20 protein-coding genes are annotated in these 23,956 nt (G+C 60.2%); 10 read left to right on the forward strand and 10 right to left on the reverse strand.

The window, feature by feature from the left end; all coding sequences use genetic code 11:
• Positions 1-14 precede the first annotated feature (14 nt).
• The 8 genes from rseP to rpsB form a co-directional block, all read right to left on the reverse strand.
• Positions 15-1,367, reverse strand: a complete 1,353-nt coding sequence (gene rseP / locus ACV8MC_RS01285; RefSeq protein ID WP_457264216.1) for a sigma E protease regulator RseP — start codon at positions 1,365-1,367, stop codon at positions 15-17.
• A 54-nt stretch (positions 1,368-1,421) separates the two neighbouring features.
• Positions 1,422-2,612, reverse strand: coding sequence for a 1-deoxy-D-xylulose-5-phosphate reductoisomerase (gene ispC / locus ACV8MC_RS01290; RefSeq protein WP_217852627.1), 1,191 nt, complete (start codon positions 2,610-2,612; stop codon positions 1,422-1,424).
• Positions 2,609-3,415 carry a phosphatidate cytidylyltransferase gene (locus tag ACV8MC_RS01295; protein WP_016771474.1) on the reverse strand — a complete coding sequence of 269 codons (807 nt, stop codon included), beginning with the start codon at positions 3,413-3,415 and terminating at the stop codon, positions 2,609-2,611. Before ACV8MC_RS01295 ends, ispC begins: the two co-directional genes overlap by 4 nt.
• A complete protein-coding gene (gene uppS, locus ACV8MC_RS01300; protein WP_016771475.1) occupies positions 3,415-4,170 on the reverse strand; it encodes a polyprenyl diphosphate synthase in 756 nt (251 codons plus the stop codon). The genes ACV8MC_RS01295 and uppS overlap by 1 nt, the downstream gene beginning before the upstream one ends.
• Positions 4,171-4,184: 14 nt before the next feature.
• Positions 4,185-4,742: a ribosome recycling factor gene (gene frr / locus ACV8MC_RS01305; protein WP_007954771.1), complete on the reverse strand. Its 558-nt coding sequence runs from the start codon at positions 4,740-4,742 to the stop codon at positions 4,185-4,187.
• Positions 4,739-5,482: a UMP kinase gene (pyrH, locus tag ACV8MC_RS01310; protein ID WP_003222124.1), complete on the reverse strand. Its 744-nt coding sequence runs from the start codon at positions 5,480-5,482 to the stop codon at positions 4,739-4,741. Before pyrH ends, frr begins: the two co-directional genes overlap by 4 nt.
• A 209-nt stretch (positions 5,483-5,691) precedes the next feature.
• Positions 5,692-6,555: a translation elongation factor Ts gene (gene tsf, locus ACV8MC_RS01315; RefSeq protein WP_041478130.1), complete on the reverse strand. Its 864-nt coding sequence runs from the start codon at positions 6,553-6,555 to the stop codon at positions 5,692-5,694.
• 191 nt (positions 6,556-6,746) lie between these two features.
• Positions 6,747-7,484 carry a 30S ribosomal protein S2 gene (rpsB, locus tag ACV8MC_RS01320; RefSeq protein ID WP_003222119.1) on the reverse strand — a complete coding sequence of 246 codons (738 nt, stop codon included), beginning with the start codon at positions 7,482-7,484 and terminating at the stop codon, positions 6,747-6,749.
• A 373-nt stretch (positions 7,485-7,857) separates the two neighbouring features.
• Between rpsB and map the strand changes: the two genes are divergently transcribed.
• The 3 genes from map (at position 7,858) to dapC (ending at position 12,804) form a co-directional block, all read left to right on the forward strand.
• A complete protein-coding gene (gene map, locus ACV8MC_RS01325; protein ID WP_056783207.1) occupies positions 7,858-8,640 on the forward strand; it encodes a type I methionyl aminopeptidase in 783 nt (260 codons plus the stop codon).
• Between the two features lie 40 nt (positions 8,641-8,680).
• Positions 8,681-11,383 (forward strand): [protein-PII] uridylyltransferase, encoded by a 2,703-nt coding sequence (locus tag ACV8MC_RS01330; RefSeq protein ID WP_056783205.1) that lies wholly within the window; start codon positions 8,681-8,683, stop codon positions 11,381-11,383.
• A 221-nt stretch (positions 11,384-11,604) separates the two neighbouring features.
• The gene (gene dapC, locus ACV8MC_RS01335) at positions 11,605-12,804 is read left to right on the forward strand and encodes a succinyldiaminopimelate transaminase (protein WP_457264221.1); all 1,200 of its coding nucleotides are present in this window, start codon (positions 11,605-11,607) and stop codon (positions 12,802-12,804) included.
• Between the two features lie 45 nt (positions 12,805-12,849).
• Here dapC and ACV8MC_RS01340 read toward each other — a convergent pair whose 3' ends face one another.
• A complete protein-coding gene (locus ACV8MC_RS01340; RefSeq protein WP_236168064.1) occupies positions 12,850-14,481 on the reverse strand; it encodes a Na+/H+ antiporter in 1,632 nt (543 codons plus the stop codon).
• A 346-nt stretch (positions 14,482-14,827) separates the two neighbouring features.
• On the opposite strand from ACV8MC_RS01340, the gene ACV8MC_RS01345 reads away from it, so the two are divergent.
• The 4 genes from ACV8MC_RS01345 (at position 14,828) to ACV8MC_RS01360 (ending at position 17,940) form a co-directional block, all read left to right on the forward strand.
• On the forward strand, positions 14,828-15,136 hold the full coding sequence (locus tag ACV8MC_RS01345) for an arsenate reductase (protein WP_050977860.1): 309 nt from the start codon (positions 14,828-14,830) through the stop codon (positions 15,134-15,136).
• Positions 15,137-15,167: 31 nt separating this feature from the next.
• Positions 15,168-16,202 carry a 2,3,4,5-tetrahydropyridine-2,6-dicarboxylate N-succinyltransferase gene (gene dapD, locus ACV8MC_RS01350; RefSeq protein WP_003222105.1) on the forward strand — a complete coding sequence of 345 codons (1,035 nt, stop codon included), beginning with the start codon at positions 15,168-15,170 and terminating at the stop codon, positions 16,200-16,202.
• A gap of 131 nt (positions 16,203-16,333) precedes the next feature.
• Positions 16,334-17,539: an aminotransferase class V-fold PLP-dependent enzyme gene (locus ACV8MC_RS01355; protein WP_252883251.1), complete on the forward strand. Its 1,206-nt coding sequence runs from the start codon at positions 16,334-16,336 to the stop codon at positions 17,537-17,539.
• On the forward strand, positions 17,536-17,940 hold the full coding sequence (locus ACV8MC_RS01360; RefSeq protein WP_457264223.1) for a SufE family protein: 405 nt from the start codon (positions 17,536-17,538) through the stop codon (positions 17,938-17,940). The genes ACV8MC_RS01355 and ACV8MC_RS01360 overlap by 4 nt, the downstream gene beginning before the upstream one ends.
• Before the next feature lie 116 nt (positions 17,941-18,056).
• Here ACV8MC_RS01360 and tcdA read toward each other — a convergent pair whose 3' ends face one another.
• Entirely contained in the window at positions 18,057-18,875 is an 819-nt protein-coding gene (tcdA, locus tag ACV8MC_RS01365; RefSeq protein WP_457264225.1) for a tRNA cyclic N6-threonylcarbamoyladenosine(37) synthase TcdA, read from the reverse strand.
• A gap of 214 nt (positions 18,876-19,089) precedes the next feature.
• Between tcdA and ACV8MC_RS01370 the strand changes: the two genes are divergently transcribed.
• The 3 genes from ACV8MC_RS01370 (at position 19,090) to ACV8MC_RS01380 (ending at position 23,884) form a co-directional block, all read left to right on the forward strand.
• Entirely contained in the window at positions 19,090-21,681 is a 2,592-nt protein-coding gene (locus ACV8MC_RS01370; RefSeq protein ID WP_457264226.1) for a glycosyltransferase, read from the forward strand.
• A 242-nt stretch (positions 21,682-21,923) separates the two neighbouring features.
• Positions 21,924-23,075, forward strand: coding sequence for a succinyl-diaminopimelate desuccinylase (gene dapE / locus ACV8MC_RS01375; RefSeq protein ID WP_076566099.1), 1,152 nt, complete (start codon positions 21,924-21,926; stop codon positions 23,073-23,075).
• Positions 23,075-23,884 carry a putative RNA methyltransferase gene (locus ACV8MC_RS01380; RefSeq protein WP_305382298.1) on the forward strand — a complete coding sequence of 270 codons (810 nt, stop codon included), beginning with the start codon at positions 23,075-23,077 and terminating at the stop codon, positions 23,882-23,884. Before dapE ends, ACV8MC_RS01380 begins: the two co-directional genes overlap by 1 nt.
• The last annotated feature ends 72 nt before the right edge of the window (positions 23,885-23,956 follow it).

Below are 23,956 nucleotides of genomic sequence, written 5' to 3' on the forward strand. Positions count from 1 at the left end.
AATTCAGCGAAGCGTTACAGTCGACCCAGATCGTTGACCAGAGCAAGCAACATCACCCCGACCACCAAACTGATACCGATCTGTATCCCCCAACCTTGCACCCGATCCGACAAGGGGCGACCACGCACCCACTCGATCAGATAAAACAACAAATGCCCCCCATCCAGTACAGGAATGGGCAGCAAATTCAGAACGCCCAGGCTAATACTCAGATAAGCAAGGAAATTCAGGAAATCAGCGACGCCCGACTGGGCAGAAGCGCCCGCCACTTTAGCAATGGTTATCGGTCCACTCAAGTTTTTTACCGAGAGCTCGCCGAACAGCATTTTCTTCAGTGAATCCAGCGTCAGAATGCTCATGGTCCAAGTGCGACGGGCACCCTCGCCAATCGCGGCCAGCGGGCCATAGCTGACTTCGCGGATCATTTCCGGTGGCCAGTCGATGGCTTTGACGCCAGCGCCCAGATAACCGCTTGGCGATTTGCTTTCACCGCGCGCCGCCAGGGTCACAGGGACGTCGATTTGAGCATTGTCGCGCTCGATGCGCAGCATGATTTTGGTATCAGGACGCGTACGAACGGTATCAACCACCTGCTGCCAGTCACTCAGCGGTTGACCATCAAGAGCCAGCAAGCGATCGCCGGTTTTCAGCCCGGCGGCCTGGGCCGGACCTTTCGGGTCCAGCTCGGCAAGCACCGGTGGCAAGGCCGGACGCCAAGGACGAATGCCCAGCGAGCGGATCGGATCCAGCTCGTCGGCACCTTTTAGCCAGTTATCCAGTGCCAGCGTGCGCGGTGATTCTGCCGTCGAACCCTGCTCGCGCACCAGCAATTGAATCGCACCGCTTTCACCGAGACGACGCACCAGTTGCAAATTGACCGCAGCCCAACCGGACGTTGGCTCGCCATCGATCGAGACGATCTCCTGACCCGCGTTCAGACCCGCCTTGGCGGCAATGCTGCCAGACTCGACCGCGCCGATGACCGGACGCACCTGCTCGCTGCCGAGCATCGCCAGCACCCAGAAAAACACCAGCGCCAGCAGGAAGTTGGCAATCGGGCCGGCAGCAACAATGGCGATACGCTGACGTACCGATTTGCGATTGAACGACTGATCAAGTTGATCAACCGGCACTTCGCCTTCGCGCTCGTCGAGCATCTTGACGTAGCCGCCCAGCGGAATCGCGGCGACCACGAACTCAGTGCCCTGCTTGTCATGCCAGCGCAGCAGCGGCATGCCGAAGCCCACGGAAAAACGCAGAACCTTGACGCCACAGCGACGCGCGACCCAGAAATGGCCGAATTCGTGGAAGGTGACCAGCACACCCAGGGCGATCAGGGTGCCGGCAATCATATAGAGCGCGCTCATCTACTTTCTCCGCAATCCTGTTCAGTGTCGCGTGTCGCCGTTGTGTTGCAAAAACTATCGGCCGTGCCGACTCAACCATTGCTCGGCCAGCAATCGCGCTTTCGCGTCCGCCGTAAATACGGCATCCAGATCGTTCAGCGCCACCACCGGCTCCAGATTCAAGACTTCCTCGATGATACTCGCGATTTCCAGGTAGCGAACCCGTCCGTCGAGAAACGCTGCAACCGCCACTTCATTGGCCGCGTTAAGCATCGCCGGCGCGCTGTCGCCAGCTTCGGCCGCCTGACGGGCCAAACGCAGGCAGGGGAAACGGCTTTCATCGGGCGCTTCGAAATCCAGTCGTGCAATGGCGAACAGATCAAGTGGCGCTACGCCGGAATCGATACGCTCCGGCCAGGCCAGGGCATTGGCGATCGGGGTGCGCATGTCGGGGTTGCCCAATTGCGCCAGCACCGAGCCATCGACGTAATCCACCAGAGAATGGATCACGCTCTGCGGATGGATCACTACTTCGACCTGAGCCGGCCTGGCGTCGAACAACCAGCAGGCTTCGATCAGTTCCAGGCCCTTGTTCATCATGCTCGCTGAATCCACGGAGATCTTGCGCCCCATGGACCAGTTCGGATGTGCACACGCCTGCTCAGGCGAAACATTCGCCAGCTCGGACATCGGTGTCTGCCGGAAAGGCCCGCCAGAGGCTGTCAGCAAAATCCGCCGCACACCCACCGAGCTCAAGCCGCGGGCGAAATCCGCTGGCATGCATTGAAAAATCGCATTGTGTTCGCTGTCGATCGGCAGCAGTACCGAACCGCTTTTGCGCACGGCCTGCATGAACAGAGCGCCGGACATCACCAGCGCTTCTTTATTGGCCAGCAGAATCTTCTTGCCCGCCTCGACCGCCGCCAGTGTCGGACGCAGCCCGGCCGCACCGACGATGGCCGCCATTACTGCATCGACTTCGGGCGCGGAGGCAACCTGACACAGGCCCTCCTCGCCTACCAGGACGCGAGTCGGCAAACCGGCTGCACGCAAGTCATCCTGCAAACCGCGCGCTGCGGCCACTTCAGGCACCACGGCAAACTGCGGCACATGACGCACGCACAACGCGAACAACTCAGTGAGGCGCGTGAAACCACTCAATGCGAAAACCTGATAACGCTCAGGATGACGCGCAATCACATCAAGGGTGCTCAGACCGATCGAACCGGTCGCACCCAACACCGTAATCTGCTGGGGACGACTCACGGTGCGGCCATCCAGAGCAATACGGCGAACACCGGAATGGCTGCGGTCAGGCTGTCGATGCGATCCAGCACGCCACCATGCCCGGGCAGCAGATTACTGCTGTCCTTGATGCCGGATTGGCGCTTGAACATGCTTTCGGTAAGGTCACCGACCACGGAAATAAAGACGATCACTGCAGCGCCGATCAGGCCTTTGAGCAGCTCGGCTACGGTCCAGTCGCGCACCAGCCCGACGATCGCAGTGATCACCAGACTCAGCGCCAGACCACCGTACACGCCTTCCCAGCTCTTGCCCGGGCTGACCTGCGGCGCGAGCTTGCGCTTGCCGAACTTGCGCCCGGAAAAGTAAGCGCCGATGTCCGCGCCCCAGACCAACACCATCACCGCCATGATCAACCAGTTACCCAGCGGGTACTGCTTGATCTGCACCAGACCCTGCCACGCAGGCAGCAGGATCAGCAGACCAATCAGCAGTTTGGTTGCCGCAGTGGACCAGTGCGCGCTGGAGCGTGGATACGTCAGCACCAGATAAGTCGCAATCGCCCACCAGATCACCGATGCACCGAGCACCCAAGGCGCAAGGCCCGGTAGCACATACATGACGAACAGCATCAGGGCGACCACAGCGGCAAAGCCGACGCGGAACGATTGTGCGGTGAAGCCGGCCAGACGCGCCCATTCCCACGCACCGAGACTGACTACCAGACCGATGAACAGCGCGAAGCCTGCACCTTTGAGCAGGAAAAACCCGCACAAGGCGATCGGCAGCAGGATCAGTGCAGTGATGATTCGTTGTTTAAGCATTAAACCCGGGCTCCAGCTTCGACCTGTTCGCTCGTTTTACCGAAACGACGCTGGCGCGAAGCGAAATCGGCCAGCGCAGTGCGCATGGCGTCGTGTTTGAAGTCCGGCCAGAACAGGTCGGAGAAGTACAGCTCGGCGTAGGCCAGCTGCCACAGCAGGAAGTTGCTGATGCGATGCTCGCCACCGGTACGGATGCACAGGTCAGGCAACGGCAGATCGCCGGTGGCCAGACAAGTCTGCAGCAGATCCGGGGTAATGTCCTCCGGGCGCAAATGCCCGGCCTGGACTTCACGCGCCAGACGCTGCGCGGCCTGAGCGATATCCCACTGGCCGCCATAGTTGGCGGCGATCTGCAGGACAAAGCGGTTGGCACCGACCGTCATGGCCTCGGCCTCGCGCATCGCCGCCTGAAGCTCAGGGTGGAAGCGCGAGCGATCGCCAATGATGCGCAGGCTGATGTTGTTGTCGTTGAGACGCTTGGCCTCACGACGCAGAGCCTTGAAGAATAGATCCATCAAGGCACTGACTTCATCGGCCGGGCGCTGCCAGTTTTCACTGGAGAAGGCGAACAGGGTCAGGACTTCGACCTTGGCCTCAGCGCACACCTCGATCACCGCCCGCACAGCATCCACGCCCGCTTTATGCCCGGCGACACCCGGCATAAAGCGTTTTTTCGCCCAGCGATTATTGCCATCCATGATGATCGCGACATGGCGCGGCACCGCGGACGGCGCAGTCTGCTTGGTCTTGTCCATTTAAAGCTCGACCCTTATACGGCCATCAGGTCTTTTTCTTTCTCGTCCGTGGCCTTGGTGATCTGGGCCTCGGATTCTTTGGTCAGCTTGTCGATATCGGCGATGGCACGACGCTCTTCGTCTTCGCTGATTTCCTTGTCCTTGACCAGTTTTTTCAACTCGCCCAAGGCATCGCGACGGATGTTGCGCACGGCTACGCGCGCGTCTTCGGCTGCACTGCGGGCCTGCTTGGTGAAGCCTTTGCGCGTTTCTTCGGTAAGGGCAGGCATCGGGATCAACAGCAACTCGCCCAGGTTGGTCGGGTTGAGGTTCAGACCGGCGCTCTGGATTGCCTTGTCGACGGCAGCGAGCATGTTGCGCTCGAAGGCCACGACCTGCAGGGTGCGCGAATCTTTCACGGTGACGTTGGCAACGCCGCTCAGCGGAGTGTCAGTGCCGTAGTAAGGCACCATGACGCTGCCGAGGATGCTCGGGTGAGCCTTGCCGGTACGAATCTGGCCGAACGCGTGGTTCAGAGATTCCAGGGATTTCTGCATACGCGCTTGGGCGTCTTTCTTGATTTCGTTGATCATTGTTGGCCTTCCTCGATCAAAGTCCCTTCAGCGCCGCCGTGCACGATGTTCAGCAGGGCGCCGGGCTTGTTCATGTTGAATACGCGCAGCGGCATCTTGTGATCGCGGCACAGACAGATGGCAGTCAGATCCATTACGCCCAGCTTGCGATCCAGTACTTCATCATAAGTCAGATGATCGAACTTCTCGGCATGCGGGTCTTTGAATGGGTCTGCGGTGTACACGCCATCAACCTTGGTGGCCTTGAGCACAACGTCGGCGTCGATTTCGATTGCACGCAGGCAGGCTGCCGAATCCGTGGTGAAGAACGGATTGCCGGTACCGGCCGCGAAGATCACGACGTCTTTGGAGTTCAGGTGACGCATGGCTTTGCGGCGATCGTAGTGATCGGTCACACCGACCATGGAAATGGCCGACATGACGATGGCCGAGATATTGGCACGTTCCAGCGCATCGCGCATGGCCAGGGCGTTCATCACAGTGGCCAGCATGCCCATGTGGTCGCCCGTGACCCGATCCATCCCGGCCTTGCTCAGGGCTTCGCCACGGAACAGGTTGCCACCGCCGATGACCAAACCGACCTGCACGCCGATGCCGACCAGCTGGCCGACTTCCAGCGCCATGCGATCCAGTACCTTAGGATCGATCCCGAACTCTTCCGAGCCCATCAGGGCCTCGCCGCTAAGCTTGAGTAGAATGCGTTTATAGCGAGCCTGATAACCACTGCCCTGCTGAGCCATTGCGAATCTCTCCTGCGGCGTATTTAAAATTCTTTGCGAGCTGTTTACAGCTGGCGTTCACTCTAGCTTGGCGCTGCTGCAGCGCCATCGGAACATGGCTTTGTAAGTCAGTTCCGGGTGGAAACCAAATAAAAAATTGGTACCCCATCTGAAAAGAGGCTGCGCGCGTTAGCGGGCAGCCTCTTTCGGGCGACAGTTGAAAAACCGTCTTATTGCTTGGCGGCAGCCAGCTGGGCAGCAACTTCTTCAGCGAAGTTGTCGACCGGCTTCTCGATGCCTTCGCCTACTTTGAAGTAAGTGAAGGAAACGATTTCAGCGCCGGCTTTCTTGGCCAGCTCGCCAACCTTGACTTCAGGGTTCTTGACGAACGCCTGCTCGACCAGGCTCGCTTCTGCCAGGAACTTGCTGATACGGCCTTTGACCATGTTCTCAACAATGTTTTCTGGCTTGCCTTTGATCTTTTCTTCGTTCAGCTGCAGGAACACAGCTTTCTCACGCTCGATCGCTTCGTCGGAGACTTGCGAAGGCAGCAGGAACTCAGGGTTGCTTGCAGCAACGTGCATAGCGATGTCTTTGGCCAGCTCGACGTCACCGCCTTTCAGGACAACAGCAACACCGATCTTGTTACCGTGCAGGTAGGTGCCGACAACGTCACCTTCTACGCGTACCAGACGACGGATGTTGACGTTCTCGCCGACTTTGGCAACCAGCGCTTCACGAGCCGCTTCCTGAGCGGCGATCAGCGGAGCTGCGTCGGTCAGTTTTTCGTCGAAAGCTTTTTCTACGCTGGCAGCAACGAAGTTCTTGAAATCGTCTTGCAGGGCCAGGAAGTCGGTCTGCGAGTTGACTTCCAGCAGCACGGCTGCCTTGTCATTCGATTTGATGGCGATTGCGCCTTCAGCGGCAACGTTGCCAGCTTTTTTCGCAGCCTTGATGGCGCCCGAAGCACGCATGTCATCAATGGCTTTTTCGATGTCGCCGTCAGCCTTTTCCAGGGCTTTCTTGCAATCCATCATGCCTTCGCCGGTACGCTCGCGCAGTTCTTTGACCAACGCTGCAGTAATTGCTGCCATTTTCAAATTCCTCTTGGATAGGTTTTCAACCATTCCACCCGATCGAACGGGCGTTCAATTCTTCCCGAACCACCCATGTTGGCTGCCGCACATGACAAATACAGACGTGGGCGCCGACAAATGGTTTTCGAGGTGGCAAAAAGGGGGCCAAGCCCCCTTTTTGCTTACTGAGTCAACGCCAGGGGCGTCGATTACTCAGCTGCAGCCTGAGTTTCTTCAGCTGCGAATTCAACAGTACCGCCAGCAACGTTGTTGCGACCGCGGATAACTGCGTCAGCCATCGAACCCATGTACAGCTGGATAGCGCGGATGGCGTCATCGTTGCCTGGGATGATGTAGTCAACGCCTTCCGGGCTGCTGTTGGTATCGACAACGCCGATGACCGGGATGCCCAGCTTGTTGGCTTCGGTGATCGCGATGCGCTCGTGGTCAACGTCGATCACGAACAGTGCGTCTGGCAGACCGCCCATGTCCTTGATGCCGCCCAGCGAACGATCCAGCTTCTCAAGATCACGGGAGCGCATCAGCGCTTCTTTCTTGGTCAGCTTGGCGAAAGTACCGTCTTCGGCTTGAACTTCAAGGTCACGCAGACGCTTGATGGAAGCACGAATGGTCTTGAAGTTGGTCAGCATGCCGCCCAACCAGCGGTGATCGACGTACGGCGAACCGCAACGTGCTGCTTCTTCAGCAACGATCTTGCCAGCGGAACGCTTGGTGCCGACGAACAGAATCTTGTTTTTGCCCTGGGCCAGACGCTCTACGAAAGTCAGAGCTTCGTTGAACATTGGCAGGGTTTTTTCAAGGTTGATGATGTGAATCTTGTTACGCGCGCCGAAAATGTACTTGCCCATTTTCGGATTCCAGTAACGGGTTTGGTGACCGAAGTGCACACCGGCCTTCAGCATATCGCGCATGTTGACTTGGGACATGATAGTTCCTTGATAAGTCGGGTTTGGCCTCCACGTATCCCAATGACCAACCAGAGGCATAAAGCCCAAGGCACCCAGGTCATCGTGTCGACACGTGTGTGGATTTAAGCTTTTCGGGGCATCCCCGGAAAGCGGCGCATTTTATACCACAGGGTGCGCAGAAACGGAACCCGGAATCTGTATTCGCACCAGTGACATGGGCGCAGCCCCCTTGGAATCGGCTCGATGGGCACCATTGTATAGACACAAGCCAGACATGCAGGCGCGGATTTGCGCCTCCCGTCTGGTAGAATCGCGTTTTTCAGGGTCGCAAAATGTACGCTTGCCACCCAATTCGTATCCGTAAGCGCCGCCGAGCGCAGAGAGAGCCTGTATGACCGTCAACCTCAAAACCCCCGAGGACATCGCTGGCATGCGTGTCGCCGGCAAACTGGCCGCCGATGTGCTGGAAATGATTGCCGAACATGTCAAACCGGGCGTGACCACTGATCAGCTCAACCAGATTTGCCACGACTACATCGTCAATGTGCAGCAGGCCATCCCCGCCCCGCTCAACTACAAGGGCTACCCGAAGTCGATCTGCACTTCGATCAACCATGTGGTCTGCCACGGCATCCCGAACGACAAACCGCTGAAAAACGGCGACACCCTGAACATCGACGTCACGGTGATCAAAGACGGCTACCACGGCGATACCAGCCGCATGTTCCACGTCGGCGAAGTGCCGGTCTGGGCCGAGCGCCTGTCGCAGGTCACTCAGGAATGCATGTACAAGGCCATCGAGATCGTCAAACCCGGCTGCCGCCTCGGCGACATCGGTGAAGTGATCCAGAAGCACGCGGAAAAGAACGGTTTCTCGGTGGTGCGCGAGTTCTGCGGCCACGGCATCGGCAAGGTCTTCCACGAAGAGCCGCAGATCCTGCACTACGGTCGCGCCGGCACTGGCATGGAACTGAAGGCAGGCATGACCTTCACCATCGAGCCGATGATCAACCAGGGCAAGGCCGACACCAAGGTTCTCGGCGACGGCTGGACCGCGATTACCAAGGACCGCAAGCTCTCGGCACAGTGGGAACACACCCTGCTGGTCACCGACACCGGCTACGAGATCTTCACCTTGCGCAGCGATGACACCATCGCGCGCATCTCGGCCTGACACCCAGAACGCTCCCAGCCTATAGAAGGAAAGCCAATCGATGCCGCAGGTGGATCCCGAACTCTTCGACCGCGGCCAGTTCCAGGCTGAACTGGCCCTTAAAGCGAGTCCGATCGCGGCGTTCAAGAAGGCGATCCGCCAGGCTCGCGAGGTCCTTGACACGCGTTTTCGCAATGGCCGCGACATCCGCCGGCTGATCGAAGACCGCGCCTGGTTTGTCGACAATATCCTGCAAAAGGCCTGGGAGCAGTTCAACTGGAGCGAAGACGCCGACATCGCCCTTGTGGCAGTGGGCGGCTACGGTCGCGGCGAGCTGCATCCCTATTCCGACATTGATCTGCTGATCCTGCTCGACAGTGCCGACCACGAAGTTTTCCGCGATTCCATCGAGCGTTTTCTGACGCTGTTGTGGGACATCGGTCTGGAAGTCGGCCAGAGCGTGCGCTCGGTCGACGAATGCGCAGAAGAGGCCCGCGCCGATCTGACCGTCGTCACCAACCTGATGGAAAGCCGCACCATCTGCGGCCCCGAGCGTTTGCGCCAGCGCATGCTCGACGTCACCAGCACCGCGCACATGTGGCCGGCCAAGGAGTTCTTCCTGGCCAAGCGTGCCGAGCAAAAGGCCCGTCACCACAAATACAACGACACCGAATACAACCTCGAACCCAACGTCAAAGGATCGCCCGGCGGTCTGCGTGACATCCAGACGATCCTCTGGGTCGCCCGCAGACAGTACGGCACCCTGAACCTGCGCGCCCTCGCCGGCGAAGGTTTTCTGGTCGAAAGCGAAAATGCCCTGCTCGCCTCCTCCCAGGAATTTCTGTGGAAAGTGCGCTATGCCTTGCACATGCTCGCCGGCCGCTCCGAAGACCGCTTGCTGTTCGATCATCAACGCACCATTGCCGGCCTGCTCGGCTTTGAAGGAGACGACGCCAAACAGGCGGTCGAAAACTTCATGCAGCAGTACTTCCGCACCGTGATGAGCATCGCCCAACTGAGCGATCTGATCATCCAGCACTTCGAGGAAGTCATCCTCGCCCCGGAAGATGAAGCGCCGCCGCAACCGATCAATTCGCGATTCCAGCTGCATGACGGCTACATCGAGGCGCGCAATGACAATGTGTTCCGCCGCACGCCGTTCGCCATGCTGGAAATTTTCGTGCTGATGGCCCAACAGCCGGAAATCAAAGGCGTGCGCGCCGACACCATTCGTCTGCTGCGCGAACATCGTCATCTGATCGATGACAGCTTCCGTAACGATATCCGCAACACCAGCCTGTTCATCGAGCTGTTCAAATGCAAGATCGGTATCCACCGCAATCTGCGGCGGATGAACCGTTACGGCATTCTCGGCCGTTATCTGCCGGAGTTCGGTTTTATCGTCGGGCAGATGCAGCACGACCTGTTCCACATCTATACGGTCGATGCGCACACGCTGAACCTGATCAAGCACCTGCGCAAACTGCAGTACACCCAGGTCTCGGAGAAATTTCCGCTGGCCGCCAAGCTCATGGCCAAGCTGCCCAAACCTGAGCTGATCTACATGGCCGGTCTGTATCACGACATCGGCAAGGGCCGGCATGGCGATCACTCGGAGATTGGCGCGGTCGATGCCGAGGCGTTCTGCCAGCGCCATCAGTTGCCGGTGTGGGACAGCCGCCTGATCGTCTGGCTGGTGCAGAACCACCTGGTGATGTCCACCACTGCGCAGCGCAAGGATCTGTCCGACCCGCAGGTGATCCACGATTTCGCCCAGGCGGTCGGCGACGAAACACGCCTCGACTATCTCTATGTGCTGACCGTGGCCGACATCAACGCGACCAATCCGACGCTGTGGAATTCATGGCGCGCCAGCCTGTTGCGCCAGCTCTACACCGAGACCAAACGAGCCCTGCGCCGGGGTCTGGAAAATCCGGTGGATCGCGAAGAGCAGATCCGCCAGACGCAGAGCGCCGCGCTGGACATTCTGGTGCGCGGCGGCACCGACCCGGACGACGTCGAGCAGCTGTGGGCGCAATTGGGCGATGACTATTTCCTGCGCCACACCGCCGGCGACGTCGCCTGGCACAGCGATGCGATCCTGCAGCAACCGGTCGATGGCGGGCCTCTGGTGCTGATCAAGGAAACCACCCAGCGCGAGTTCGAAGGCGGCACGCAGATCTTCATTTATGCGCCGGACCAGCATGATTTCTTCGCCGTGACCGTGGCGGCGATGGACCAGCTCAACCTGAACATTCACGATGCCCGGGTCATCACCTCGAGCAGCCAGTTCACCCTCGACACCTACATCGTGCTCGACAACGAAGGCGAATCGATCGGCGACAACCCGGCGCGGATCAAGCAGATCCGCGAAGGCCTGACCGAAGCGCTGCGCAACCCGGACGACTACCCAACGATCATCCAGCGCCGTGTGCCGCGCCAGCTCAAACACTTCGCCTTCGCCCCGCAAGTAACGATCCACAACGACGCCCAACGTCCAGTGACCGTGCTGGAGCTGACCGCGCCTGACCGGCCGGGCCTGCTGGCGCGGGTCGGAGGGATTTTCCTCGAGTTCGACCTGTCGCTGCAGAACGCCAAGATTGCGACCCTGGGCGAGCGCGTGGAAGACGTGTTCTTCATCACCGACGCGCACAACCAGCCGCTGTCCGATCCGCTGCTGTGCAGCCGTCTGCAAGATGCGATCGTCGAACAACTGAGCGTCAATCAGGAACCGGATATCAAACTTTCGCGGATCAGTATCTGAATCACCCGTTTATCCCTGTGAATGCAGCTCATGCTTTCCTCCGGTACATACAATCCCCTGTGGCGAGGGGATCTATCCCCGTTCGGCTGCGAAGCAGTCGTAAAACCTGTGTATGCGGACATTCAGTTGAACCGCAGTGATGGTTTTGGGGCCGCTGCGCAGCCCAACGGGGATAAAGCCCCTCGCCACAGAAAGCTCTTGAGCATTTAAAAGAGGCCCCAATGAACAACGCTCTGAACCAGCTCCAGCCGTACCCGTTCGAAAAGCTCCGCGCCCTGCTCGGCAGCGTTACGCCGAACCCGGACAAACGCCCGATCGCCCTGTCGATCGGCGAGCCGAAACACCGTTCGCCGAGTTTTGTCGCCGAAGCGCTGGCAAACAGTCTGGATCAGATGGCGGTGTACCCGACTACCCTCGGCATTCCGGCCCTGCGCGAAGCCATCGCCGGCTGGTGCGAGCGTCGTTTTGGTGTGCCGAACGGCTGGATCGATCCGGCGCGCAACGTGCTGCCGGTCAACGGCACCCGTGAAGCGCTGTTCGCCTTTACCCAGACCGTGGTCAATCGTGGTGACGATGCGCTGGTGGTCAGCCCCAACCCGTTCTATCAGATCTACGAAGGCGCGGCGTTCCTCGCCGGGGCCAAGCCGCATTACCTGCCATGCCTGGATGAAAACGGCTTCAACCCGGACTTCGACGCCGTTTCGCCAGACATCTGGCAGCGCTGCCAGATCCTGTTCCTGTGCTCGCCGGGCAACCCGACCGGCGCGCTGATTCCGGTTGAGACCCTGAAGAAGCTGATCGCCCTGGCTGATCAATACGACTTCGTGATTGCCGCCGACGAGTGCTACAGCGAACTGTACTTCGACGAACAGACGCCGCCGCCGGGCCTGCTGAGTGCTTGCGTCGAACTCGGCCGGAATGACTTCAAGCGCTGCGTGGTCTTTCACAGCCTGTCCAAGCGCTCCAACCTGCCAGGCCTGCGTTCAGGCTTCGTTGCCGGCGATGCCGACATCCTCAAGGGTTTCCTGCTCTATCGCACTTACCACGGCTGTGCGATGCCAGTGCAAACCCAACTGGCCAGCGTTGCCGCGTGGAATGACGAAGTGCATGTGCGCGCCAACCGTGCGCTGTATCGCGAGAAGTTCGATGCGGTGCTGAACATCCTCAGCCCGGTGCTGGACGTACAGCGCCCGGACGGCAGCTTCTATCTGTGGCCGAATGTGCAGGGCGATGATGCGGCGTTCTGCCGCGATCTGTTCGAACAGGAACACGTGACCGTGGTGCCGGGCTCGTATCTGTCTCGCGATGTCGATGGCGTCAATCCTGGCGCCGGCCGTGTGCGTATGGCACTGGTTGCGCCGCTGGCGGAATGCGTCGAAGCCGCCGAACGGATTCGTGACTTCATCACCCGCCAGAAGTGATCTCGGAGCGCTTGCGGCAGCCCCCTGCTGCAAGCGCTCAAGCGGTTATTTGACCTGGCCCAGATTGGCCTCGCTCAAATCCAGTTCGCCGAGCACTTCTCGCAACACGTCATCACCGATCTGGTGCTGACGACTGAGGCTGTAGAGTTCCAGGCGTTGCGCGCGCAGCGCTTTCAAACGCAGGCGACGCTCAAGCAGATCCATCTGGAATGCCAGCGCCTGAGCCTCGGCAGAATCATTGAACACATCAAGTTGATGGCGATATTCGGACATGATCCGCGCCTTGAGCTCTGCCGCCAGCGCTGCTTGAGCGGCATCCTGTGGGACGACTTCTTCGGTTTCCAGCGAGTGAATCGCCGCTTCGGCCGTCTTGCGCCAGGCGTCGCGCACTTCCTGACGACGCTTGTCGTCGGGACTTTTGTCGATGCCGCGCAGCAGCAAGGGCAGCGCGATACAGGCCGAGACCAGCGACAGCAGAATCACCCCGGCAGCAATGAAAATCAGCAAGTCGCGTTCAGGAAAAGCCTCGGCGCCGATCAGCATCGGCACCGACATCACGCCTGCCAGCGTCACCGCCCCGCGCACACCGCCCACCGTCAGCAACCAGCATGAACGCGCCGTCGGCACTTGGGTCAGCTCGCCCTTGCCGCGCAGTCGGCGCAGCAACACCGACAAGCGCCAGATGCTTTGCACCCAGATGAACCGCAGCAGCACCAGCGCGACGAAAATCGCCAGCACATCGAGGCAGCGATAGAACAACGTTGGCCACAGCGTCGGCTCATGGCTGACCACGGCCTTGATGATGTCTGGCAATTGCAGGCCAAGCAGCAGGAAGATCAAGCCATTGAACGCAAATTCGAGCAGCGCCCAAACGCTGCGGTTGAGCAGCCGCGTGCTGGTCTGGCGCGGCAGCAGGTCGAGCCAGCTTTGCATCATCCCCGCCGCCACCGCCGAGAGAATCCCTGAAGCGCCCAAACGTTCGGCCAGTACATAAGCGGCGAACGGCAGCAGCAACATGAACACCACGTGAGTGGCCGGATCGTCCCAGCCCCGGGCGATCATCCACGCTCGCAGACGCCCGACCAGCCAGCTCAACGCTACACCCACAGCCAGGCCACCGAGGGCCACCGCGACGAAGGTCAGACTGGCATTGGTCAGCGAAAACACGCCCGTGATCGCTGCAGCGAGGGCGAATTTGAAGGTCACCAGGCCTGAGGCGTCATTCATCAGCGCCTCGCCCTGGAGGATGTGCATCAGCGGCGTGGGGAGACGGTTCTGCGAAATCGCTGAAACCGCCACGGCGTCCGTCGGTGACAAAACCGCGGCAAGGGCGAAGGCCACTGGCAGCGGAATAGTTGGCAACAGCCAATGAATGAAATAACCGGCACCGACCACGGTGAACAGAACAAGGCCGACGGCCAGGGTCAGGATCGGTCCACGCAATTGCCAAAAGGCGCGTTTGGGCATGCGCCAGCCATCGGAAAACAACAACGGCGGCAGGAACAGAAACAGGAACAATTCGGGATCGAGGGCGACGTGCAGGCCAAGCGTCGGCCAGGCGAGCAAGGCACCGGCAGCAATTTGCACCAGCGGCAACGGCAGCGGGATAACCCGCCCGACCAGTCGCGAGACGCTGACCAGCATCAGCAGGATCAGGACGGTGTAAGCAGTTTGCATAAAACGAAAATCTCAGGCGATCGACAGCGTTGAACTGCCATATTAGCGCCTTAGGCTGTGGCTGACCGTTGCACCTATGTCGCACGACCGGAACGCGACCCCCTTGTGGGAGCGAGCCTGCTCGCGAAAGCGGTCGTTCAGCACACAGAGATATTGATTGATGTGGCCTCTTCGCGAGCAGGCTCGCTCCCACAGGTTTTACAGCGTTACGACAACCGTGGCCGACGAAACCGTCCGGTCATGGCATAATCCGTCACCATTTTTTTCCAGCACCTGTAAAGGGGGCGATTCCTTGGCCGTTTCAAGTAAAACGTTGCACCTTTTCGGCATCAAAGCCTGCGACACCATGAAAAAGGCGCGCACCTGGCTCGATGAACACGCTGTCAGTTATGACTTTCACGATTACAAGACCGCCGGCATTGACCGTGAGCACCTGACCCAATGGTGCGACGAGCACGGCTGGCAAACCGTGCTGAACCGCGCCGGCACGACCTTTCGCAAACTCGACGACGAACGCAAAGCCGATCTCGACCAAGCGAAAGCCATCGAACTGATGCTCGCACAACCCTCGATGATCAAGCGCCCGGTGCTCGATCTCGGTGACCGAACCCTGATTGGCTTCAAGCCAGATATCTACGCGGCCGCTCTGAAGTAAGCAGCCCGTCACTCTTTGTAGAGGTATTCACATGTCCAATTCCCTGTTCAGCATCGCCTTTGGTGTCGGCACCCAGAACCGTCAAGGCGCATGGCTGGAAGTGTTCTACGCCCAGCCACTGCTCAATCCTTCGGCCGAACTGGTCGCGGCTGTTGCGCCGATCCTCGGTTACACCGAAGGCAACCAGGCCATCACCTTCACCACCGCCCAGGCTGCGCAACTGGCTGAAGCCGTGAAAGGCATCGACGCTGTGCAAGGCAAGCTTCTGACTCGCCTGGCTGAAAGCCACAAGCCGCTGGTCGCCACGCTGCTGGCCGAAGACGCGCAACTGACCTCCACGCCTGAGGCCTACCTCAAGCTGCATCTGCTCTCGCACCGTCTGGTCAAGCCGCACGGCGTCAGCCTCGCCGGTATCTTCCCGCTGCTGCCGAACGTGGCGTGGACCAGCCAGGGCGCGATCGACCTGAGCGAACTGGCGGAAATGCAACTCGAAGCACGTCTGCGCGGCGAGCTGCTGGAAGTGTTCTCCGTGGACAAGTTCCCGAAGATGACCGACTACGTGGTACCGGCCGGCGTGCGTATCGCTGATGCTGCACGTCTGCGTCTGGGCGCCTATGTCGGCGAAGGCACCACCGTCATGCACGAAGGTTTCATCAACTTCAACGCCGGCACCGAAGGCCCGGGCATGATCGAAGGCCGCGTTTCCGCTGGCGTATTCGTCGGCAAGGGTTCGGACCTGGGCGGCGGTTGCTCGACCATGGGTACCCTGTCGGGCGGCGGCAACATCGTGATCAAGGTCGGTGAAGGCTGCCTGATCGGCGCCAATGCCGGTATCGGCATTCCGCTGGGCGACCGCAACACTGTGGAATCGGGCCTGTACGTGACCGCCGGCACCAAGGTTGCGCTGCTGGACGAGCACAACAATCTGGTCAAGGTTGTGAAGGCGCGCGAGCTGGCTGGTCAGACTGACCTGCTGTTCCGTCGTAATTCGGAAACCGGTGCTGTGGAGTGCAAGACCCACAAATCGGCGATCGAACTGAACGAAGCGCTGCACGCTCACAACTAAGCAGCACATCGACCTCCTGTGGGAGCGAGCCTGCTCGCGAAGCTTCTGGCGTCCTCAAGGACGCTGTCGCGAGCAGGCTCGCTCCCACAAGGTTTGGCGTACACCCCGCCCAATTTCACAGGGCTGAACCCATGATGATCCCCTCCCCTTGGCGCGCCGATTTCCCGGCCATCGCCGCCCTGCAACGGCAAGACCAGACCTATCTGGACAACGCCGCCACCACGCAAAAACCCCAGGCCCTGCTCGACGCACTGACGCATTACTACGCCAACGGCGCGGCCAATGTGCATCGTGCGCAACACCTGCCCGGTGCTCACGCGACGCAAGCGTTCGAAGACAGTCGGCGCAAGGTTGGTCAATGGCTGAATGCCGGTGACAGCGGGCAGATAATTTTCACGCACGGCGCCACCAGTGCCTTGAATCTGCTGGCTTACGGTCTTGAACATTTGTTCGAGCCGGGCGATGAGATTGTCATCAGCGCTCTGGAGCATCACGCCAACCTGTTGCCGTGGCAGCAACTGGCGCAACGCGGCAACCTGAAACTGGTGATCCTGCCGCTGGATGCCGACGGCCTGATCGACCTCGCCGCTGCCGTGCATCTGATCGGCCCGCGCACGCGTTTGCTGGCAGTCAGTCAGCTGTCCAACGTCCTTGGTGCCTGGCAACCGCTGACCGCTTTGCTCGGCATGGCCAAGGCGCAGAACGCGCTGACGGTAGTCGATGGCGCGCAAGGCGTGGTGCACGGCCGGCATGATGTGCAGGCGCTGGGTTGCGACTTCTATGTGTTTTCCAGCCACAAACTCTACGGCCCTGAGGGACTGGGCGTGCTGTTCGGACGCAACGCTGCGCTGGAGCAATTGCAGCCATGGCAGTTCGGCGGCGAGATGGTGCTGGACGCCAACTATCAGGATTCGCGCTTCCGCCCGGCGCCGTTGGGGTTCGAGGCTGGCACACCGCCAATCGCCAGTGTCATCGGCCTCGGAGCGACCCTCGACTACTTGGCCGGTTTGGATCAGGACGCCGTATCTGCCCATGAAGCGGCACTGCACGACTATCTGTTGCGCGGCCTCGCCGCCCGCAATGGCATTCGCCTGCTCGGCAAGCCGCAACTGGCACTGGCCAGTTTTGTCGTCGAAGGCGTGCACAACGCTGATCTGGCGCATCTGCTCACCGAACAAGGCATCGCCGTGCGCGCCGGGCATCACTGCGCCATGCCGCTGATGAAAAGCTTCGAACTGGCTGGCGCGATTCGCGTGTCGCTGGCGCTGTATAACGACTCGGAAGATCTGGAGCGCTTTTTCGAGGCGCTGGACCAGGCGCTGGAGATGTTGCGATGAGCCTGCCGGTGGAAGCGACCGAAGCCCTGCAGACGTTTCACAATGCGGCGGGCTGGGAACAGCGCGCGCGACTGCTGATGCAGTTTGGCGATCGCTTGCCGGTGCTGGATGACGCGCAAAAGTGCGAGGCCAACCGGGTGCATGGCTGTGAGAGTCAGGTGTGGCTGGTCGGGGATTTGCGCGACGGGCACTGGCAGTTCAAGGCAAGCAGCGATGCGCGGATGATTCGCGGGTTGGTGGCGTTGCTGCTGTTGCGGGTCAATGGCTTGTCGGCGGCGGAGTTGCAGCAGGTGGATTTGCCGGAGTGGTTCAATCAGCTGGGACTGTCGCGGCAGTTGTCGCCTTCGCGCAGCAATGGCCTGAATGCGGTGCTCCAGCGGATGAATGAGCTGGCCGGTTAATCGCCATCGCTGGCAAGCCAGCTCCCACAGGGTTCGGTGGTGTTCATAGATGCACTGAACTTACCCAATACCTGTGGGAGCTGGCTTGCCAGCGATGAGGTCATCAGCCTCACCGTTCAAACCTGAGGTTTTATTCGGTCCGAAGGGCGCCGCACCCCCGCCACAATCTTGTCCACAGCCTTGGTCGCCGCGACCATGCCAAATGTCGCGGTAACCATCATCACCGCGCCAAACCCGCCGGCGCAGTCGAGCTTCACGCCGTCGCCGACAAAACTTTTCTGCAGACAAATGCTGCCGTCCGGTTTCGGGTAGCGCAGCTGTTCGGTGGAAAACACACACGGCACGCTGTAGTGACGGGTCACGGTGCGGGAGAAGCCGTAGTCCCGGCGCAACGTCGAACGGACTTTCGAGGCCAGCGGATCGTTGAAGGTGCGGTTCAAGTCGCAAACCTGAATCAGCGTCGGGTCGATCTGCCCGCCCGCGCCGCCGGTGGTAATGATCTGGATCTTGCGGCGTTTGCACCAGGCGATCAGCGCCGCTTTGGCGTTCACCGCATCGATGCAGTCGATCACGCAGTCGATGTTCGGCGTGATGTATTCGGCCATGGTGTCGCGGGTGACGAAATCGGCCACGGCGTGCACCGTGCAATCGGGGTTGATCCCGCGCAGGCGCTCGGCCATCACCTCGACCTTGGGTTTGCCGACAGTGCTGTCCAAGGCGTGCAACTGACGGTTGGCATTACTGACGCAGACGTCATCAAGGTCGAACAGCGAGATCTCGCCCACCCCGCAACGGGCCATGGCTTCCGCCGCCCAGGAACCGACGCCACCAACGCCGACGATCGCCACATGGGCGGCGCGCAAGCGTTCCAGGCCCTCGATGCCATACAACCGGGCGATGCCTGCAAACCGCGGATCTTCTGTACTCATGACCATTACCCCAAAAACCGGCGCGCATTATAGGGCTACGCAGCGACAAGTTTTAAGCTGCAAGCGACAAGTGTAAGAACTTAAGTCAGAGACGGCTGCCCAATGTCAGGCATTTTCCCGTCAGTTGTACGACTGGTTAACCGCCGGTGTAGGATGCGCGCCCCTCGGGCGTCTATCCGACCGATCCTTCGTTCCACAGCCTTTGGAACCCGAAACAGCTATGTCATCGCGTAAATTTGGACTCAACCTGGTGGTGGTGCTGGCCATCGCTGCCTTGTTCACCGGTTTCTGGGCGCTGGTCAATCGCCCGGTCACGGCGCCGAACTGGCCGCAGCAAATCTCCGGCTTCTCGTATTCGCCATTCCAGCAGGGGCAATTCCCACAGAAGGATCAGTATCCGTCTGACGATGAAATGCGCCGTGACCTGGAAATCATGAGCAAGCTGACCGACAACATCCGTATCTATTCGGTCGACGGTTCGCTGGGAGACATCCCGAAACTGGCGGAGGAATTCGGCCTGCGTGTCACCCTCGGCATCTGGATCAGCCCGGACCAGGAACGCAACGAACGGGAAATCACCAAAGCCATCGAACTGGCCAACACCTCGCGCAGCGTCGTACGCGTGGTGGTCGGCAACGAGGCGCTGTTTCGTGAAGAAATCACCCCGGAAGCCCTGATCGTTCTGCTGGATCGGGTGCGCGCTGCGGTCAAAGTACCGGTGACCACTTCCGAGCAATGGCACATCTGGGAGAAATACCCGCAACTGGCCAAACATGTCGATTTGATCGCCGCCCACGTCTTGCCCTACTGGGAATTCATTCCGGTGGACAAGGCCGGCCAGTTCGTCTTCGACCGCGCCCGCGATCTGAAAAAACTCTTTCCGAAAAAACCGCTGCTGCTGTCCGAGGTCGGCTGGCCGAGCAACGGTCGCATGCGCGGTGGCGCCGATGCATCGCCGGCAGATCAGGCAATTTATCTGCGCACGCTGGTCAACAAGCTCAATCGCCAAGGCTTCAACTACTTCGTGATCGAAGCGTTTGACCAACCGTGGAAGGCCAGCGATGAAGGTTCGGTCGGCGCCTACTGGGGCGTGTTCAACGCCGCGCGTCAGCAGAAATTCAATTTCGAAGGCCCGGTGGTGGCGATTCCACAATGGCGCGTATTGGCGATCGGCTCAGTGGTGCTGGCGCTGCTGTCGCTGACCCTGCTGATGATCGACGGCTCGGCCCTGCGCCAGCGCGGTCGTACGTTCCTGACCTTTATCGCGTTCCTCTGCGGCTCGGTGCTGGTGTACATCGGTTACGACTACAGCCAGCAATACAGCACGTGGTTCAGCCTCACGGTCGGATTTCTCCTCGCGCTCGGTGCGCTCGGGGTATTCATCGTCCTGCTCACCGAGGCCCATGAACTGGCCGAAGCGGTGTGGATTCACAAGCGCCGTCGGGAATTCCTGCCGGTGCTGGGAGATTCCGACTACCGACCGAAAGTGTCGATCCACGTGCCCTGCTACAACGAGCCGCCAGAGATGGTCAAACAGACCCTCGATGCCCTGGCCGCGCTCGATTATCCGGATTTCGAAGTCCTGATCATCGACAACAACACCAAGGATCCGGCGGTGTGGGAACCGGTGCGTGACTACTGCGCAACCCTCGGCCCGCGCTTCAAGTTCTTCCACGTTTCGCCGCTGGCCGGTTTCAAGGGCGGCGCGCTGAATTACCTGATCCCGCACACCGCCAAGGACGCCGAAGTCATTGCGGTGATCGACTCCGATTACTGCGTGCACCCGAACTGGCTCAAGCACATGGTGCCGCACTTCGCCGACCCGAAAATCGCCGTGGTGCAGTCTCCGCAGGATTATCGCGACCAGAACGAAAGCACCTTCAAGAAGCTCTGCTACGCCGAATACAAAGGCTTCTTCCATATCGGCATGGTCACCCGCAACGACCGTGACGCGATCATTCAGCACGGCACCATGACCATGACCCGCCGCTCGGTGCTGGAAGAATTGGGCTGGGCTGACTGGTGCATTTGTGAAGACGCCGAACTCGGTTTGCGCGTGTTCGAGAAAGGCCTGTCGGCGGCGTATTGCCACGACAGCTACGGCAAGGGCCTGATGCCGGATACCTTCATCGACTTCAAGAAACAGCGTTTCCGCTGGGCCTATGGCGCGATCCAGATCATCAAGCGCCACACCCGCAGCCTGCTGCGCGGCAAGGACACCGAACTGACCCGTGGTCAGCGCTATCACTTCCTCGCCGGTTGGCTGCCGTGGGTTGCCGATGGCATGAACATCTTCTTCACCGTTGGCGCGCTGTTGTGGTCGGCGGCGATGATCATCGTGCCGCAACGGGTCGATCCACCGTTGCTGATTTTCGCGATCCCGCCACTGGCGCTGTTCGTGTTCAAGGTCGGCAAGATCATCTTCCTCTACCGTCGCGCCGTCGGCGTGAATCTGAAAGATGCGTTCTGCGCGGCACTGGCCGGGCTGGCGTTGTCGCACACCATCGCCAAAGCGGTGCTGTACGGTTTCTTCACCAGCAGCATTCCGTTCTTCCGCACGCCGAAAAACGCCGACAACCACGGCTTCTGGGTGGCGATCAGCGAGGCTCGCGAGGAGCTGTTCATCATGCTGTTGCTGTGGGGCGCGGCGCTGGGGATTTTCCTGGTGCAGGGCATTCCGAGCAATGACATGCGCTTCTGGGTAACCATGCTACTGGTGCAGTCGCTGCCGTATCTGGCGGCGCTGATCATGGCGTTCCTGTCGTCGCTGCCCAAACCAGCGGCCAAGGCTGAGCCGGCACCGGTCGTCTAAATCCGCAACGCAGCACTAAACGGCGGCCAATGGTCGCCGTTTTGCTTTAAGATAACCGCCATTTTGCGGGGCTTGGCGTGATAACCGGTCTGACTGACCACCCCTGTCCCTTGTGGGAGCGAGCCTGCTCGCGAAGGCGTTGTAACATTCAACCTTTAAGGTGCCTGGTAGACCGCTTTCGCGAGCAGGCTCGCTCCCACATTAGAAGCCCAAGCTCACACCCCATGATCCCGGAGTTTTCCATGACGGCCCACGCCGACCTATCGCCGACCCTTCAACTGGCCATCGACCTGATCCGCCGTCCTTCCGTGACCCCGGTCGATGCCGACTGCCAGAAGCAGATGATGCAGCGCCTGGGCGATGCCGGTTTCACCCTGGAGCCGATGCGCATCGAAGATGTGGATAACTTCTGGGCCACTCACGGCAACAACGACGGTCCGGTGCTGTGCTTCGCCGGCCACACCGACGTGGTGCCGACCGGTCCGGTTACCGCATGGCAGATTGATCCGTTCAATGCCGTGATCGACGAACATGGCATGCTCTGCGGCCGTGGCGCAGCAGACATGAAAGGCAGCCTGGCGTCGATGACCGTCGCCGCTGAACGTTTCGTAGCCGACTATCCGAACCATAAAGGCAAGGTCGCTTTCCTGATCACCAGCGATGAAGAAGGCCCGGCGCATCACGGCACCAAGGCTGTGGTCGAACGTCTGGTCGCGCGCAACGAGCGTCTGGACTGGTGCATCGTTGGCGAGCCGTCGAGCACTACGCTGGTCGGCGATGTGGTGAAAAACGGCCGTCGCGGTTCCCTCGGCGCCAAGCTGACGGTCAAAGGCGTGCAGGGCCACGTGGCCTACCCGCATCTGGCGAAGAACCCTATCCACCTCGCCGCTCCGGCGCTGGCAGAGCTGGCCGCCGAGCACTGGGACCACGGTAACGACTTCTTCCCGCCGACCAGTTTCCAGATTTCCAACCTCAATTCCGGCACCGGCGCGACCAACGTGATTCCCGGTGATCTGGTGGCGGTGTTCAACTTCCGTTTTTCCACCGAATCAACCGTCGAAGGCCTGCAGAAACGCGTTGCCGATATTCTCGACAAGCACGATCTGGACTGGCACATCGACTGGGCGCTGTCCGGCCTGCCGTTCCTCACCGAACCGGGCGCGCTGCTCGATGCGGTATCGTCGAGCATCAAGGACATCACCGGTCGCGAGACCAAGGCGTCGACCAGCGGCGGCACCTCCGATGGCCGCTTCATCGCGACCATGGGCACGCAAGTGGTTGAACTTGGCCCGGTCAACGCGACCATTCACCAGGTCAACGAGCGCGTGCTGGCGGCGGATCTCGACGTGCTGACGGAAATTTATTACCAGACCCTGATCAAGTTGCTCGCCTGATGCTCGCGTGCCCGATCTGCAGTGAACCGCTCAACGCGGTAGAGAACGGCGTGGTCTGCCCCGCCGGGCATCGGTTCGACCGTGCGCGTCAGGGTTATCTGAACCTGTTGCCGGTGCAGCACAAGAACAGCCGCGACCCCGGCGACAATCAGGCCATGGTCGAGGCGCGGCGTGATTTCCTCAACGCCGGGCATTACGCGCCAGTGGCCAAACGTCTGGCTGAACTCGCGGCGAGTTATGCGCCGGCGCGCTGGGTCGATATCGGTTGCGGCGAGGGTTACTACACCGCGCAAATCGCCGAAGCTTTGCCGAACGCTGATGGCTACGCGCTGGACATCTCCCGCGAAGCGGTCAAACGCGCCTGCAAACGCAACCCGGCGATCACCTGGTTGATCGCCAGCATGGCCCGCGTGCCATTGGCTTCAGGCAGTTGCCAGTTTCTCGCCAGCGTCTTCAGTCCGTTGGATTGGGAGGAAGCCAAGCGTCTGCTCAGCGTCGGCGGCGGCCTGATGAAAGTCGGCCCGACCCGTGGCCATCTGATGGAATTGCGCGAACGCCTGTACGACGAAGTGCGCGAGTACACCGACGACAAGCACCTGGCCCTGGTGCCGGAAGGCATGGTTTTGGCGCACAGCGAAACCCTGGAATTCAAGCTGACCCTGGACAAGCCCGAGGACCGCGCCAACCTGTTGGCGATGACGCCTCACGGCTGGCGTGCCAGTGCCGAGCGTCGTGCGGCGGTGATCGAACAGGCCGAACCGTTCGAGACCACCGTGTCGATGCGCTACGATTATTTCGTTCTTCAATAACTTTTGGTCCCGGGCACAGGCCCGGGGCCGGCTAAATCCGCGAATGGATTTTTCAGACCCGCAGTGAGGACA

This window comes from Pseudomonas sp. PK-RTE-24 (assembly GCF_054052265.1).